Genomic DNA, 16,037 nt, shown 5'->3' on the forward strand with positions numbered 1-16,037 from the left:
AAAGCGCATACCAAACCCCATCATTTAATTGGATTCCAATGCCAAAGCGGCACACCAGGCCTCGCCACGCGAGCCCTGGGACAAAATTTTCAGCGAACGCCCGCTGTCTTGCGGGCTAATGGTAATGGTCAGGTCAGGCTTTGGCAAAAAGCCTGCACCTTTATCGGGCCATTCGATCAGGCACAGCGCATCGTCTTCGAAGTAATCGCGGATGCCGAGAAACTCCAGCTCTTCCGGATCGACAAGGCGATACAGGTCAAAGTGGAAGGCACGAATGTCACCGATCTCGTAGGGTTCGACCAAAGTGAAGGTCGGACTTTTTACCGCGCCGACATGCCCCAGCCCGCGAATGATGCCACGCGAAAGCGTGGTTTTGCCCATGCCCAGGTTGCCTTCGAGAAAAATCAGGCCATGGCCCTGGGTCACGCGGGCGATCCGTGCGCCAAAGTCGCTCATCGCCTGTTCATCGGCCAGGTACAGGGTTACTTCAGACACGGTGATTGCTCCTCCAACAACTGACGAATGGCTGGAATCAGATCACTGGCCGCCAGCCCACGGCCGAATTTGCCTTGTTGCAAGCCGGCATTGGCGTGCAGCCACACGGCGAGACTTGCGGCATCGAAAGCCTGCATGCCCTGCGCCAGCAGTGCGCCGATCAAACCGGCCAGCACATCGCCGAGGCCGCCCGTGGCCATCGCCGGATGGCCTTGATGACACAGCGAAAGGCGCCCGTCGGGATGTGCGATCAGACTGCCCGAGCCTTTGAGCACGACCACCGCTGAGTATTTTTTGCTCAACGCCAGCGCTGCCGTAGGGCGATCCGCCTGCACCTCGGCGGTGCTGATGCCCAACAAACGAGCCGCCTCCCCCGGATGCGGGGTAATCACGCAATCCTTGGGTAATTGAACGAAGCCGCTGGCCAGCAGGTTCAACGCATCGGCGTCCCACACCTGCGGCAAGGATGCGTTGGCTGCGGCGGACAACAATGCGCGGCCCCAACTGGCCTGCCCCAGCCCGGGCCCGACGACCAGCGCCGAGACCTTTTCCAGCAAACCCATCAACTGATTGGCCGACGAGGTGCCGAGGGCCATGGCTTCCGGCACCCGGGTCAGCGCCGCCGGGACGTGTTCCGGACGCGTTGCCAGCGACACCATCCCCGCGCCACTGCGCAGCGCCATCTCAGTGCTGAGCAGAATGGCCCCGCCAAAGCCGTGATCACCGCCGATCAGCAACACATGACCAAAGCGGCCCTTGTGCGCCGTCGGTGCGCGCCGGGCCGGCAGCGGAAGATTAGCCGGGTTGAGGCGCCAGGCACGGACGGGAATGTCACGATAAATGTCAGCGCCGGCCTGCAGATCATTGAACAGCAGCTCACCGATATGATCGGCAGCGTCGCCAGTGAGCAGGCCGACCTTGAGGCCAATAAACGTCACCGTGAGATCAGCACGCACCGCAACACCCAGGGTGCGCCCGGTGTCGGCGCAGAGTCCGGAAGGGATGTCGACTGCCGTCACCGGCAGACCGCTGGCGTTGATCGCGTTGATCGCAGCCACGTAAGGTTCGCGCACTTCGCCGCTCAAGCCTGTGCCAAGCAAGGCATCGACGAGGACGCCGCGCAGTTCGCTCTCGACAGTCCAGTGCTGCATAGCAACGCCTGCGGCCAGCGCCTCGGCATGCGCGAGTGCCGCATCCCCTTGCAAGCGCTGCGGATTACCCACCGCCAGCACACGCACAGTCCAGCCAGCGCGCAACGCCAGTGCGGCGATCAGGTAACCGTCACCAGCATTGTTGCCATGCCCGGCCAGCACCGTCAGTTCATTCGCGTCCGGCCATTGCCGCACCAGCGCGCGCCAGGTCGCCCGGGCCGCGCGCTGCATCAATTCGAAGCCCGGCGTGCCGGCGGCAATCAGCCGCGCGTCGAGTTCACGCACCTGAGCGGCGCCGTACAGTGCGTCGGGTAATTCATCTTTCGTCTGCGGCATGCGTCTTCGGGCTCCGATGTCTGGCAGAATTATACGCACCTCAGCTCCGGTTTCTCTCGCCTCATGTCCGCCATCACCACAGACCTGCCCGCCCTCGCCCAATCGTTCAAGGAATGGGGCCGCGAGCTGGGTTTTCAGCAAGTCGGCATCAGCGGCCTGAACCTCGCCGAACACGAGCAGCACCTCGAGCGCTGGCTCGCCGCCGGCTACCACGGCGAAATGGACTACATGGGCGCCCATGGCAGCAAACGCTCGCACCCCGAGGAACTGGTGCCGGGTACTTTGCGTGTGGTCTCGCTGCGCATGGACTACCTGCCCGGTGACACCCAAATGGCGCAAATGCTGGCGCAACCGGAAAAAGCCTACGTGTCGCGTTATGCCTTGGGCCGCGATTACCACAAATTGATCCGTAAACGTGTTCAACAATTGGCCGACAGGATTCAGGCCGAGATCGGCCCGTTCGGTTTTCGCGCGTTTGTCGACAGCGCGCCGGTGCTGGAAAAAGCCATCGCCGAACAGGCCGGGCTGGGCTGGATCGGCAAGAACACCCTGGTGCTGAATCGCAAGGCCGGCAGTTATTTCTTCTTGAGCGAGCTGTTCGTCGACCTGCCACTTCCGGTGGATGAACCGCACAGCACTGAACATTGCGGCCGCTGCACCGCGTGTCTGGATATCTGCCCGACCAACGCCTTCGTCGGCCCGTATGTGCTGGACGCGCGACGCTGCATTTCCTATCTGACCATTGAATTGAAAAGCGCCATCCCCGAAGAGCTGCGGCCGTTGATCGGCAATCGCGTGTTCGGCTGTGATGACTGCCAGATCGTCTGTCCGTGGAACCGCTTTGCCCGGCCTACAGGAGAAAACGATTTCAAGCCACGGCACAACCTCGACAATGCCGAACTGGCGGAGTTGTTTTTGTGGGATGAAGAGAAGTTCTTGAGCAGCACCGAAGGTTCGCCATTGCGGCGAGCGGGGTATGAGCGCTGGTTGAGGAATCTGGCGGTGGGGTTGGGCAATGCGCCCTCAACAATTCCGGTGCTGGAAGCGTTGAAGGCGCGACGGGATTATCCGTCAGAGTTGGTTAGAGAGCATGTGGAGTGGGCGCTGGGCCGGCACTCCAGACCTTCAAATCCATAAACTCAGGCTGCTCATTTGCGCGTTGTAACCATACTTGCAGCAGCTTTTATTCTTCCGGGGGTTTCCGTTTTAGACCAATGGCCGCCCGCCTCTATTACTTTGCAAACTCTTGTATTACTGTCCTCTAGAAGGTAAATACGCTCCCCGCGTCCGGGCGTCCTCGTGAAATAAACATGCGTTACTCTTCTTCCAGCGCCTGCTCCTCCCATGTCACCCCAATACATGTCGGACGCCGCGGCTGCTTCACTGGGGGGCATATTTTCTTCCACTTTTGCGTAAAACTTTTTAGCCATGCCTTCCCTCGCTTCAGTCGAGATTTTGTCTTTCTTGGCCCTCTGCAATTGCCAAGGCTCTTGCGCCACTTCGTCCACAGGCGCCGGGGAGCTTTGTGAAGTGTTGCCTTTTCCACGCTTCCCTACATGTTTTGCGTTTTTGGCTACGCCGTTACGATCAGGGCTGAGCCCTTTGCTAAAGGCTGAAGCCATCTTCCTGCCAGCATTCACGGCAGCTTTCGCACCCGCAGCCAAACCTGCACCGAGCGAAGCCAGCCCAAGACCGAAACTGATCCAGCCCAATATCTCGCCTGCTGGAGAACCTGGTGCCAACTCATTGACCACTTCACCGGCAATACCGGCCAAGCCAGAAGTCACGGCAAGCCCCAACGCCGCCACTGCCCATGGCGTCGCCGCGCCCATCGTCACCACGCTGGCAACAATCCCGAGAATACTCAGCCCGATGCCCAATATTGATTGCCAGGAGATATGCCCGGTCGGGTCAACACGGTTGACAGGGTCGCCCAGGCAATAACTGTAGGCATTCAATCCGCCCGCGCCGAACGGACTCATGCTGTCGGGGGCGAGGAATCGCATCAATGTCGGGCTATAGGCTCTGTAACCGTTGCCCAGCAAATACAGTCCGGTTACCGGATCAAGTTGCTCGCCGTTGAATCCAGCCAGGCTGAACAATCCACCTTCAGCAGGACGGTGCCCGTAAGGGCTGTAGGCACAATCGTAGAGCTGTTCCTTGCCCAGCGTTGCCAGCACGCTTTGCTGCTGATCGGTGCCAAACAGCTGGGCGCCGGCGTTCAAGCCCAGTTGCTGTTGCCCCACAAGCGCGCCACCGTGACGCATGACACTGGATGAATTCTCACCACTGATCTCATGGGCGACCCGGCCTGCGTAGTAGTAACGCTGCGTAGTTACCTTGTCGGGTTGCGACAGTTCAACCAGATCGTCGAAACCGTCGTAATGGTAGCCACGAATGACTGATCCCCCTGCGCCGGATAATTGCTCAAGGCGCCCGAACGCGTCATAGGCCAGGGTTCGCGCTTGATCGTCCTTGATCATCCTGCCGTTGGCGTCGTACTCCAGCGTCACTGCCGGCGGATAGTCGACATGGGAATGTTTGACGGCGCTGAGCTGTACAGGATCTGGATTGTCATAACTGAAAGTCGTCAGATTCACGCCCAGCGGGAACTTCGTCTGCACGGTAAGAATATTATCCAGTGCATCAAAGGTGAATTTCTGCTGAACAATTTCCTTGCCATACGGATCGCGGGGCTTTTGCGTACCGGCACAGTCGTACTGGATCAAACGCCCGCGAACATCGTAGGTGAATTGCTCATCACGCAAGAGTTGCGTGCCACGCCTGGACACCTTCTGCGCGAGTTTGCCCGCAAGCGTGTAACTCGACTCCAGCGTCTGGTCAGGCTGGCCCTGGATCTCGAATGTACGGCGGACTTCTCGACCGAGATCGTCATAGGCAAACCGGGTGATCATCTGACGCTTGATCGATGTGTCTTCGGTTTTCGTCCAGCCCAGCATCCCGGTCTGGACGTCGTAATGGAATTCGGTTTTCAACGAACCCTGCGTGGTGGCCAACAGGCGGCCGTGCTCATCGTATGCGGATGTGCTTTGGACTCCGAGTACATCGACATGGCTGACCGGGCGCCCCTGCAGGGAATAGCTACTGGACGTTGCTTTCGTGATAGTGCCAAAGGTCGTCGTTTCGGATTTGACGCGTCCGGAAGGGTAATAGCTGAAACTGCGTTGCCTGCCGTTTTCGGTACAAGTCAAAGGATTGCCACTGACGCGGTCATAAGTCAGGGTGGTGACCAGTTCCCCTGCCTTGCGCTCCGTCAGTAAACCGCCCAGATCGCGCAAATAGGTGAATTCGGTTTTTTTGCCATCAGCACTCTTGTGCCACTGAGGCTGAGTGAAGCCCGCTTCATAACCTGCCTCGGACTTTCGGCCGCCCACGGTACTTTGGATCAAACGACTCAAACCGTCATAGGTTTGCTGCCCCAACGCTATGCCATCGACCTTGATACCGATCGCCAGCTGTTCGTCGCTGTGCTCGGCGTAGTCTGTGATCACCTCACTGGCGTCAGGCAGGACCGTGCGGATTATCCGATCAAAAACGTCGTACTCATGTCGAGTGGTATTGCCGACAGGATCTGTCTCGCTGGTTGTGCGTCCGAATCCGTCGTAGGCGTACACGGTTTTGCCCAGACTCTTGTTCTTCAGATTGAAGCTCTCGACACTCAGCGGTTTGCCAAAATCATTGACGAGGGTGAGTATCTTGCCCATTCCCTGGAGCCAAGTGGTTTGCTGGCGAAGGACCGGATTCGTCTCGTTGTGTTCGACTCGCCCGTCGGCATGCAGCGTCTTGCTGACTTGGCCCCAAGAGTCGAACTCGTAGCCGGTGCTGGCAGGATAAGGCGTGCCTTCACGCCAATCGGTCAGCGTCACTTTTACTTTGTGTCCGACCGCATCATGCTGAGCCGAATACAGCATGCGACTCTGAATGAGCCCGTCCTTGTCCGGATGGTCGCAGTCCTTTTCCTGAACGGTGATCACCCGCTCCAGACCGTCATAGGTCACCCGCTGTTCGCCGCCGACGGGATCGGTGGTCACCAGCGTCGCCGGCTGCTCCAGGCTGGCGGCCAGATACGCCCACTGAGTGGCAGCCGCATAAGGGGTGCCAGGAGCAACCGTTTTTCGCACCGTTCGGCCAATTGCATCGTATTCATATTCGATGCGCTCACCATCGACACCCAACTCCGACAACGGTAATCCATTGAGTGTGCAAAGCACTTTCTCAAAAGTCTGCAGCGCATTGTCAAACCCGCTCGTGCTGGATTTGATCCGCAATCCGTCGCCCTCAAGCTCATAAGAGAATGCGGTAGATGTTTTTTTATCATTGAGGGTGAAACTTTGCTCTTTCGTCGCCCCATGCTTGAGGGGGTCCTTTGGCGAGTTCAGATAACTGCGTTCGGTTTTTGAACGTAATACCTCAACACCGTCCACCACTTCAAAAAAACGCTCCCCGACCGGTATCACGCTGGCCAATTCCACGCCCTCCAGCGCGGGATGCAAGGCATAGTCGTAGTACGTGACTGTCGCAGCATCACCCGACGCGGCAGCGGTGACCGTCCTCTTCTTTGGAAATCTTGCGAAACCCAGCGGATCTTTCGGGCAGTTATCGCCACCACTTGCCGGATAAAATTCCGTCGTAGTCGTCACTCCACTTGGCTCGACGTGTTTGAGCAAATTGCCTTCTTGATCAAACTCGGTGACGGTGGTTTCCACACGCTGCTGTTGAGTGAGCCGATCAAGATGAGTCACGGTGTGGACTTTCGGCAGGCGGAACTGAGCCACCTGCTCATTGAAAGGCTTGGCGACGGAACAGTGATACTCCGTGGCTGTGGCGATCTGGGCATTGCCACAGGTTGTAACTTCAGCCACCAACAGATGGAATTTGTTGTAGGTGCGTTTAATGCGCGTATGTACTTTGCCTTTTACCAACAACTGCTCGTCCGAGGTGTAGACGTAGTGGCCGGGCGCCAGGTAGAGAGGGTCCAGGTCATTACCCTTGGCCGGGAGGAGGCCCTGCCCAAGGAAGTTATGGTCGGAGTACGTGTATGTCTTGCAGAGTCTGGGCTGGCCGCGCCCAGGGTAAGCGTCGTGAGCAATGACAAACGGCAGTGTCCTTTCCCCATCGCTTACGAAGCGGTGACCATGTCGCTTGTAGCGAATGATTTCCACGCCGCGCAATGGATTGACGACACGATGCAAATAGCTGGCCTCATCGATGACTTCATATTCCAGCTCCCAACCTTTACCGACCGGAAGCTCAATTGACGTTACCCGAGCGTTCTTCAAAATCAGCTTGTAGACGGAACTGGATGAGGTATCGGGGTGCCGGGTCAAAGTTACCTGACCTGCATTGCGAGTCACTTTCAACAGACATCGTTTGGCGTCACGGACTTCGCTCAACCGGGGAAACTGGTTGAACAACTCGTGCTTCAACGTGATGCTCACACCGTTCGCCGCTATTATTTTTTCCGCTACGGCGACCTGAGTGCCAGCCAGGACTTTAAGCAATTCACGCCGACCATCCTTGTATCGAACTTCATAGCGTCCTGGTCCAGTGACTGATACCTTCGCCGTTTGCAGTTTCATTTCCTTGAACTTCAAACCGGCAGACGTCTCGACAGCCTTGTAGCGTTCACCGTTGCACAGCGTCATGACTTTGCTGCGCAAATCGTAATTGGTCATGCTCAAGGACCAGCCAGTGCCAAAACCGGAGTCCGCCTGATTGAGCGGATTGAAGCCCAGTGAAAGTGCAAACTCAGGGCCGTTAAGATCTGACGAGTGCAACTTCCCTAATGAAAAGGCGCACGTGTACATGCCGGTGCGCGGATCAACGCCTCCGGAAACAAATTCGCCGAAATTGAAAGCGCTTGAATGAACAGCGGAAGCTAAATTACTTTCCATGGAAAAAATCTCCTTTATTCAGGTGCAGATACGGACAAAGCAAGTTAGCCAGCGAAGTTTCGCTGGCTATCAATAAAATCGGGCAAACTGCTTTGTTGAACGCTTCGATTCACCCAGAATGAAAGTCCGCTGTTCTATATCACCTTCAATCGCAAGCCAGTGCTCCGAACCGAACTCATCAATAACTGCCAATTCAAACGCACCGTCGCTGCCCGGCTTTTCCTCTGTCTGAAGCGTAGTGCGCTGCACAAGGGTCAACACCCCCGGAACATCGTTAATCGGGAAGGTAATATAACCGAGAGGAGTCTTGACCGAGGCCGATCGCCCATAGATCGGCGCCAGATAACCATAAAAACTTCTGCCGCCGCCACTGTTGTGATTTATCGTACCTGATGAGTACACCATTACCGCATCTTCAGCATCGTACGCATTAAGCGTTATGGCATTACTGTACCAATCAAGCAAGTTGATCTGACGACCATCAGCGTGAAGTCCGAGGTGAAAATATTGAATTCGCTCCTCGTACACCCTTTCGCTGAACGTACCGTATTTATGAAGAGAAAAACTGCTCTGGGTATATTTTTTCGGCGGGATCGCCTCCAGCGTAACACTGCTGTCGAAACCGATTCCGTTGCTTCGCAATACCACGCCCTCCATGGAGATCTCGGCGGCCACGTCCATGATTCCTGGTCTGGAAGCCGAAACCCAGAACTGAAAAATCTGTACCGGATCAGAGGGGTCGCTTATCCGGTGGTCCGTGCTACGCGGAACTCCTGTCAGGCGCGTTTCCCCACCAGACATTTCGTGAGCATAACGATTCTCTTGAAGCGATACACTCCAGTCTCCATCCAGCGGCCGAGCGCCGTTATAGGCAATCAATCGCAGTGATTGCAAACCGGAATGCCCGTACAGCGATGCGCCGTCACCGTTGTTATCGATGCCGTGCAGAAGCACCAATACACGCACCTGCATACGCCCGTTGGCATAAAGCACTTTGTGCTGGCCTGAACGTGTGGAGTCGAGTTTCACCTCGATACGGGAAATACCAATTTGATTATCAAACATTTGACACCACCTTGCTGACTGATAGATTTCATCCTTTAAGGACTCAGCAAAGTATTGAGTCTTAATTTAGATAAGAACAGCCGCGACATTCGACAAAGTGTGAACAGGTAATAACTCCACATCACCAGCAAAAATCCTCACAAATACTAATAGATTTGAAAAGCGCAAACCTTACGATACAGACTTTCGCAATGCCATTACTGTTCCTTTGATTCCGGCTCACGATGATCACTCTCCCCTCCTGACTTCGAGCGTATCGAATCAGTAGGGGAGCTGCCAGGCAGTTTATTCTTTTCGGGGTATGTTATAAAAACAAAGATCCCGTTACTTTCACAAATATTCAGTCGCTGTCCGAGCCTGTCGAAAATCCGCTTTCAGAGGACTCACTATCGGAGTCAGATTCCAAAACCACCTCCTCGGACTGGATTTCCACTTTGCGATCCAGACTGGAATTTTCCAAATACTGATTAATCCGTTGTTTCGAAACGTCACTTAGCGGATTACCCAACAAACCAACGAACAGCCCTTGGGTATCCGGAATTTCGAACAATTCATCTCCAATGTCGGAGATATTATTATCATGCAATGCGACCATACCCAGCTCCCTGAGCTTATCTATGCCTGAAGGGACGCTGGAAATATTTGCGTTGCTCAGCATCAATTCGGTTAAACCTGCCATGTAGCCTACATGCGGAGCGAGTGTCAGAGGGTTGTTGGCCAGATTCAACCGGGTAAGCGTTTCGATTCTAGACAATCCTTCAGCTGTGACCTCGGATAATTTCAGCGAGCACCCGTCCAGCGTAAGTTCGCTTAACCGGCGCATTTGAAATATTACCGAGGGAAATTCCTCCATTTTTATGCGGACGACCCCCAAATATTCAATATTGGGAAAGCTGTCAAGAAATGCGCCTATCCGTGCGCCCGGTTTATTTGCGGTCAATAATAACTCTGTTACATATTCAAATCGGGCGGACAACTTGGGTAGCTCACCCGAAAATTCGACGTAGTGAGAAAAACAATCGTGTCCGTCGTCCCACTTCGAAACCGACTTGCGCTGCCAGATATCCTGCAACTTTGCGCTGAACTGTTCGCGAGCCAGACGTTGGCCGGCGGCTAGCGGCGCGCCCTCCGGTTCCGCCCCCTGCGCATGACGTGACGACCCATCGGCACTCCATATCGCCAATTCATCACGCAATGTCGCGAATTCTTTTTCCAGGCGGGTCAATACGCCGGCTGGATCATTCTTTAAACGCTCGTTAACAAACGAGGTCAGCTCTTCATCCGAAAGCTGTGGATAAAGCTCACGTGCACGTTCGACAACGGACTTTATCGATTGCGGGTTAGTGTCACCACCGCCTCGCAATTGCCCCGCTTGCCTGTGTTGAGTAGTGACGGGAGTGACTGACAACGGTGCCAGCCCGAGCAATTCGCTCACATCTTGCCGCGATGGCAACGGTAGTGCTCGAACCAACTGCTGCAACGCCGCATCACCGCCGTCGGTCACACCCAGCAACCGGTGTTGCGTGGGTTGCAACAGGAACCAGACTGCCGAGTACAGGCCCGTCGTTCCTTGAGGAAACGGGGTGTCGCTGTTCCGGATGACGTAGCCTTCATGTTGACGAATCAGCACGTGCCGAACCGGCTCTTGAGCATCGCCTATAGCGCTGAAAACGTCGCCATCCGCCACGCCCTGACGAATCTCGATACGAACCTTTGACGGCCATCCGGCAAGACGTTCCATCATTTTTAACGCCAGTCGTTCACTGTCCGGGCTGGATACCGAATCCAGATAGAGGCCTTCGCAGACTCTTGCGAGACGAACATCGCGCAGCGCCACTAGCGCTTGCTCTGCCATTTGCCGCGGCATGCCAGGCTGGTTACGCATATGCAAACGCTCGGCAGCACTGGTATTACGCCATATCGCCTGTGCTGCGGTCTTCGGTAGATCAGGAAATACCCGGCGCATCTGCAAAGTGTTTTCATCACAATCGGACTCGAACGCATCCTCAGCGTCTTTGAAGCGCGTGAAACTCTCACTGGCTCCTCGGCCCTCCGCCTGAACGTGTTGATCAAGCTCGAATCGCCTGAGGGTGTCCTCCAACAAAAAAGGCACAGGGCGATCATGCGCGATCACATCGCGCAACACTGCTTCGTTGACCCCGCTCACTGCCAGGATGCGTGCGACCGTGGTGTCGGAAAACTGCGCAACAGATCGTCCAGTCCGGCGAAAAAGTTCTGCGGCCTGAGCTGTAATCGAATCGGGGAAGGTGATGCCGTCACCGTCCAGTGCAACCCAAAACCGGCCCTCGCCGTCCCGCGTCAATAGAGGTCCGGAAGGACTGCGCTCTCTGGCCAGCGTGGCACGAAACAGTCCGCTCTCGGCGTCCCGAACCACTTGCACCATATGGTCATCGGCGACCGCGAGATACTGACGCTGCTTCAACATCCGCATGCCCTGCGCATCGGCCGCGCCGAGGCTTTTGGGTGTGGGTACCCAGTAATCTGTTAGCGAAGACTTCGCGGCAAACAGCGCAAATTCGTCGATTGCGGAAGACTTTGGATTCGCGCTCACCCTGATCGCTGGGGTCACCGCGATCGGGTCAGACGTGTAGGACGGCTGCAACGGCTCCAGGCGATGCGGTGTGAACTGATGCGGCATTGCTGGAAAAGCGACCGGTGGCTGGTGAGAGCCATCCACGTTGACATTCGAAGTTTTGGTTGGGGCGGGAACAGGTTTGACCTTTGGCGGTTTGCCAGTCATGAAAGCTCATCCTTGAAGAGTGGTTACGTTGGCCCAGCCTGACTAAAGGGCCAACGATGTACATCCGTAAAAGCATTTAGGTGCGAATACCGGATAATTGAACATCTCAGCTTATCGGTCGTCGCAACGCCAACAGCATATACATGTACTACCTCCACGACATTGCATCAGTGGAGGTCAGTCTTAGCCTCGTTCCAGATATAAATTACGCTCATAAAAATTTGTGCGAATCGCCAGTTTATGCTCGGTACCGTACTGATCAATTGCACGGAAGTGAAGCACATTACCGGTTTTGTATTTCTCCGCATCTTTCGAATATTCGGACAGGGCCTGAACGACGGTCAGGTAACCGTCGCGGTCATTGACGGTTATTCTATAACCCATCTCTCTCGTTGATATGGCGTCGGCAGTAAAAGTGTAATCATAGTGCTTTCCGAAATACGGTAAGTACGTTGTGATCACAGATCGTTCGCGGCGAACGAGCGTAGCCTCCATATAATTTGTTTTTAATTCATTAAGTTTGTTACCGCCCGCAAAGACATGATCATCGCCGGGTGCTACCCCATCTACAATCCAGTCGACCAGCCTGATCTGCTGCCCCTGCGGAAACAGCCCCAGATAATAGTTCCAGATACGATTGCGGGGTTCTTCATTACCGCGCCGCGTCTGAAACCAATCGAACAGTCCAATCGAATAGGTCTCAGGTTTTTGTGCTTCGAGCGTTACGCTGCTGTCATGAACACTGGAAAGCGTGGTCCCGTTGCTGACGATCCTCACTCCGTTCAGAGACAAGCGTGCACCGATCTGAGCCGTACCAGCGCTCGATGAGGATACCCAGAACGTGCGAACCTGAGGATGAACGCTGTCATTTCCCACATCATCCTCGTCAACTTCTCTGGCTGAGAGCGGAGTTTGCGTCTCAAGGGTAAACCGTCCCTGCTCGGTGCTGGCGACCCAGCCGTCGCGCAACGTCTTGCCAGTGCTGTAGTGAACGAGTTGGATGCTGTCCATTACCTGCGCCGGTATGTGCATGATATTGCCGTCGTTATCCAATCCAGAAACCAGAACTTGCACTTTTACCTGCATCCGGCCATTACCAAAAAACGATTTGTTGCGAGCAATATCATTGGCATCGAACTTGACACTCAATCCGGCAAGGCCCGTAAGAATCGGCTCAATGGTTTGCTGACCGCGTATAGCATCTATGCTTTCGCTCATGATGTATTCCTTTGAATAGTTATATTTGTATATCGGCATCGAAAATATACCAACAAAAAAATACAGACCTTTCAAATTAACAGCAAAGCGAAAAATGTAAGAAACATACATTTGCAATGTCGCTAGCGGCTTACGATCTTCAATCCGACAAACCACTCTCTTCCAGCAACAAGCATCAATGCTCGTCGTTATAAACGAACTTGGGCATTTCCCAATGAAAACGGATGGCCAGCAGACGTAACAAAAAACCGCCGAATAGAGTGATCAGAATGGCTTGTTCGCCTGGCACATTCAGATAAAGACACAGCATGTAGCACCACGCCGCAGCGAACGAGACACTCGCATACAGTTCGCGCCGAAAGATCAGCGGAATGTCGTTGCAGAAAATATCGCGCAAGATTCCGCCAAATACCCCGGTGATCACGCCGCTAACCGACGCCACCAGCATGCCATGGCCCATTTCCAGGGCGGTCATGCAACCGATCAGTGTGAACGCCACCAGACCGACCGCGTCGAGCACCAGAAACAGCGAGCGTAAGTGGCGCATCCAGCGCGCGGTTAAAACCGTGAACATCGCCGCGACGGAAGTCAGCACCAGGTATTCCGGATGCTTGACCCACGTCAGCGGGTAGTGCCCGAGCAGCACATCACGTACCGAACCGCCACCCAACGCCGTGATGCAGGCAATCAGTACCACGCCAAACCAGTCCATGCCGCGACGGCCGGCTGACAGGGCGCCAGTCATGGCTTCGGCAGTGATAGCGATCAGATAGAGCATCAGCAACATGGTGGCGATCCAGGCAGGAAGGCGCGCAGTCTAGCCATTTCGCGCCAGTACCAAAAGAGATGACGCTAACCTTGTTCCAGTTTAAAAATGCCGTCCTTGACGACGGAACGGATAGCCAGTTGATGCTCCGTGCCGAATTGGTCTAGCGCCTTGAAATGAAATACGCCCTCGTGTAACGACGCCTGTTGATTGCGCCAAAAGTCACGAGACCACGAAACCACGGCGGTCAACTCCCCGTCCCGATCATTGACTCGGACTGTGTATTGAGCGACCGAATAAGACCTGACCGGGTCACGCGCGGTTACACGCCCTGTGAGCAGCGGTAAAACAACGCCTATTTTGCGGCGATCCGGTCTGACCAGCACGCCCTTGAGTGCATCGAGTTTTTCGCCCCCGACGTATCCGTTAATGTGGTTCCCATAGGCAAATTCGATACTGCCCGTCTGGTTGTCCTTAACCCAGTCCACCAACTTGATCTGTTGGCCCTGAACATAGAGGCCGAGGTAATAGTTGAAAATTTTGTGCCCGCTCTTCTCATCTCCGCGGATGACCGGCTCCCAGCGAAAGTTCTCGATCGCATATCGTGGCGGCGCCTGTGACTCTATCGTGACACTGCTGTCATGCATGCTGAACAACGAGCTGCTGTTGGTGTAAATAAACCGTCCATTGAAGAAAATGCGTGCGGCGATCCGGGTGGTTGCGGCGCCCTCAGCCGAGACCCATAGAGTTCGCACCTGTCGTTGAATGGATTCGCTTGCAACGACCGTAGCAGTCGAATTCATGGCCGTTCTGGCGCTCGCACCTTCGCTGGTAAATTCACCCTGCTCGACGGTGGCACGCCAGCCATCCTGCAAGGGCTTGCCCGTGTGGTAATGGACCAGCTCTATGCTCTCGAACACAGTATCCGGAATAACAGCGTAGTTCCCGGAGACATCCACGCCCGATACCAGCACCTGAACTTTGACTTGCATACGGCCGTTGCCGTATAGCGCCTTGCTCAGCGTGCTGGCGTCACCACCAAGCGTAACTTCGAAACGGGAAATTGAATCCAGAGTAACAGGTTCAGCCTGCAACTCCGGTGCCCCTTGTACAAACTCTTCCATGAAAGTTTATCCCTTTTGCATTTTAAGAAAATGCTTGAAGTATCAGCCTCGTTCCAGCCTGAAGCTTCGTTCTTTGAAGTCAGTGCGGATAGCCAGCTTATGCTCCGTACCAAATTGATCCAGAGCGGTAAAGCGGAAAACTTCCGATCTGTCGACGCGTGGTTGATCTCGTGCAGCCGGGGACAGTGCTTGGACAACAGTCAGTTCTCCGACGCGGTCGTTGACTCGAACCTCGTAGTCCTTCTCATGATAAATATCTCTGATGGAGTCTGGCGTCCATCCGACGACGTCGGTATACGGTAACGACACGTTAAGACTTTTCCGGTCCGGGCGCACCATAATGCCTGCCTGAAACGCTGCATTCCATGCGTTGATTTTATTACCAAAGGCAAATACAACGTTCTTGTCAGCCCCCTCAGCAATCCAGTCCACCAACTTTATTTGTTGCAAATTTGGATACAGGCCGAGGTAGTACTTGTAAATACGTTGATTTCTAAACCCACCGTCATACCAGACGTCTTCCCAACGGAATTGCTCCACCGCAAAGGTAACTGGCAGGATGGCCTCAACGCTGACGCTGCTGTCATGCCTGCTCGACAGCGTTGTGCCGTTGCTGCGGATAATTGTGTTATCAAACTTTATGGACGCACCGATCTGGATGGTTTCGACATTTTCGCTGGAAACCCAGAACGTGCGGACCCGGCGCTGGCCCGACGAATCCTCGCCTCCGTCAACCTCATCCTCCGCAACGGTGGCGGTCTGCGTTACCGCCAGGGTGAAACGGCCCTGCTCCGTGCTGGCTTGCCAACCGTTGCGCAAGGTCCTGCCGCTGTCATAGTGAATGAGACGAATACTCTCCATGACCTCGTCGGAAACCGCAACGACGTCACCGTCGCGATCCAGACCAGATACTACGACCTGGACTTTAACCTGCATGCGCCCATTGGCATATAGGACTTTATTCCGACTGAATCCACCTGCGTCAAACTTAACGGCCAAACCTCCTATACTTTCCGCTGCACCCGACTGGTCGGATTGTCCTTGTAATGCATCCAACTGTTCACTCACGATTTTCTTCCTTGCCAGACTTGAGCCTCGAACACTTCGCAACTCGAAATAGAGCGCAAGTAATAGCACGAGGCAAATCAAACCCGTATTGGAAATGTGTAATAAAAAACGTGAAAGCGATCATCACTTTACTAAAAT

Annotated in this window: 10 protein-coding genes; 1 reads left to right on the plus strand and 9 read right to left on the minus strand. The window is 54.9% G+C overall.

The features are described 5' to 3' along the window. Positions 1-24: 24 nt before the first annotated feature. Both tsaE and ACGSLL_RS09790 read right to left on the minus strand, forming a co-directional pair. Positions 25-495, minus strand: a complete 471-nt coding sequence (gene tsaE, locus ACGSLL_RS09785) for a tRNA (adenosine(37)-N6)-threonylcarbamoyltransferase complex ATPase subunit type 1 TsaE (protein WP_016985707.1) — start codon at positions 493-495, stop codon at positions 25-27. Beyond that, on the minus strand, positions 483-1,982 hold the full coding sequence (locus ACGSLL_RS09790) for an NAD(P)H-hydrate dehydratase (protein ID WP_394505316.1): 1,500 nt from the start codon (positions 1,980-1,982) through the stop codon (positions 483-485). The genes tsaE and ACGSLL_RS09790 overlap by 13 nt, the downstream gene beginning before the upstream one ends. A gap of 63 nt (positions 1,983-2,045) precedes the next feature. Between ACGSLL_RS09790 and queG the strand changes: the two genes are divergently transcribed. Next, positions 2,046-3,119, plus strand: a complete 1,074-nt coding sequence (gene queG / locus ACGSLL_RS09795) for a tRNA epoxyqueuosine(34) reductase QueG (protein WP_394505318.1) — start codon at positions 2,046-2,048, stop codon at positions 3,117-3,119. Positions 3,120-3,130: 11 nt separating this feature from the next. Here the strand turns inward: queG and ACGSLL_RS09800 are convergent, their stop codons facing one another. From ACGSLL_RS09800 to ACGSLL_RS09830, 7 genes are all read right to left on the minus strand, one after another. Further along, positions 3,131-7,897 carry an RHS repeat domain-containing protein gene (locus ACGSLL_RS09800; RefSeq protein WP_394505320.1) on the minus strand — a complete coding sequence of 1,589 codons (4,767 nt, stop codon included), beginning with the start codon at positions 7,895-7,897 and terminating at the stop codon, positions 3,131-3,133. Between the two features lie 69 nt (positions 7,898-7,966). Beyond that, positions 7,967-8,962 carry a hypothetical protein gene (locus ACGSLL_RS09805; RefSeq protein WP_394505322.1) on the minus strand — a complete coding sequence of 332 codons (996 nt, stop codon included), beginning with the start codon at positions 8,960-8,962 and terminating at the stop codon, positions 7,967-7,969. A 340-nt stretch (positions 8,963-9,302) separates the two neighbouring features. Beyond that, positions 9,303-11,723: a hypothetical protein gene (locus ACGSLL_RS09810; RefSeq protein WP_394505324.1), complete on the minus strand. Its 2,421-nt coding sequence runs from the start codon at positions 11,721-11,723 to the stop codon at positions 9,303-9,305. Between the two features lie 183 nt (positions 11,724-11,906). After that, entirely contained in the window at positions 11,907-12,941 is a 1,035-nt protein-coding gene (locus tag ACGSLL_RS09815) for a hypothetical protein (protein WP_394505326.1), read from the minus strand. Between the two features lie 175 nt (positions 12,942-13,116). Next, positions 13,117-13,728, minus strand: coding sequence for a trimeric intracellular cation channel family protein (locus tag ACGSLL_RS09820; RefSeq protein ID WP_394505328.1), 612 nt, complete (start codon positions 13,726-13,728; stop codon positions 13,117-13,119). Between the two features lie 65 nt (positions 13,729-13,793). Then, positions 13,794-14,831, minus strand: coding sequence for a hypothetical protein (locus ACGSLL_RS09825; protein WP_394505330.1), 1,038 nt, complete (start codon positions 14,829-14,831; stop codon positions 13,794-13,796). Between the two features lie 42 nt (positions 14,832-14,873). Further along, entirely contained in the window at positions 14,874-15,899 is a 1,026-nt protein-coding gene (locus ACGSLL_RS09830) for a hypothetical protein (protein WP_394505331.1), read from the minus strand. Between the last annotated feature and the right edge of the window lie 138 nt (positions 15,900-16,037).

Origin of the sequence: Pseudomonas retamae (genome assembly GCF_043496865.1) — a bacterium.
Taxonomy (GTDB): Bacteria; Pseudomonadota; Gammaproteobacteria; order Pseudomonadales; family Pseudomonadaceae; genus Aquipseudomonas; species Aquipseudomonas retamae.

Coding starts and splice junctions, on each gene's coding strand:
- ACGSLL_RS09825 (WP_394505330.1), bottom strand. CDS start 14,831: ATGGAAGAGTTTGTACAAGGGGCACCGGAGTTGCAGGCTGAACCTGTT.
- ACGSLL_RS09815 (WP_394505326.1), bottom strand. CDS start 12,941: ATGAGCGAAAGCATAGATGCTATACGCGGTCAGCAAACCATTGAGCCG.
- ACGSLL_RS09805 (WP_394505322.1), bottom strand. CDS start 8,962: ATGTTTGATAATCAAATTGGTATTTCCCGTATCGAGGTGAAACTCGAC.
- ACGSLL_RS09800 (WP_394505320.1), bottom strand. CDS start 7,897: ATGGAAAGTAATTTAGCTTCCGCTGTTCATTCAAGCGCTTTCAATTTC.
- ACGSLL_RS09810 (WP_394505324.1), bottom strand. CDS start 11,723: ATGACTGGCAAACCGCCAAAGGTCAAACCTGTTCCCGCCCCAACCAAA.
- ACGSLL_RS09820 (WP_394505328.1), bottom strand. CDS start 13,728: ATGTTGCTGATGCTCTATCTGATCGCTATCACTGCCGAAGCCATGACT.
- queG (WP_394505318.1), top strand. CDS start 2,046: ATGTCCGCCATCACCACAGACCTGCCCGCCCTCGCCCAATCGTTCAAG.
- ACGSLL_RS09790 (WP_394505316.1), bottom strand. CDS start 1,982: ATGCCGCAGACGAAAGATGAATTACCCGACGCACTGTACGGCGCCGCT.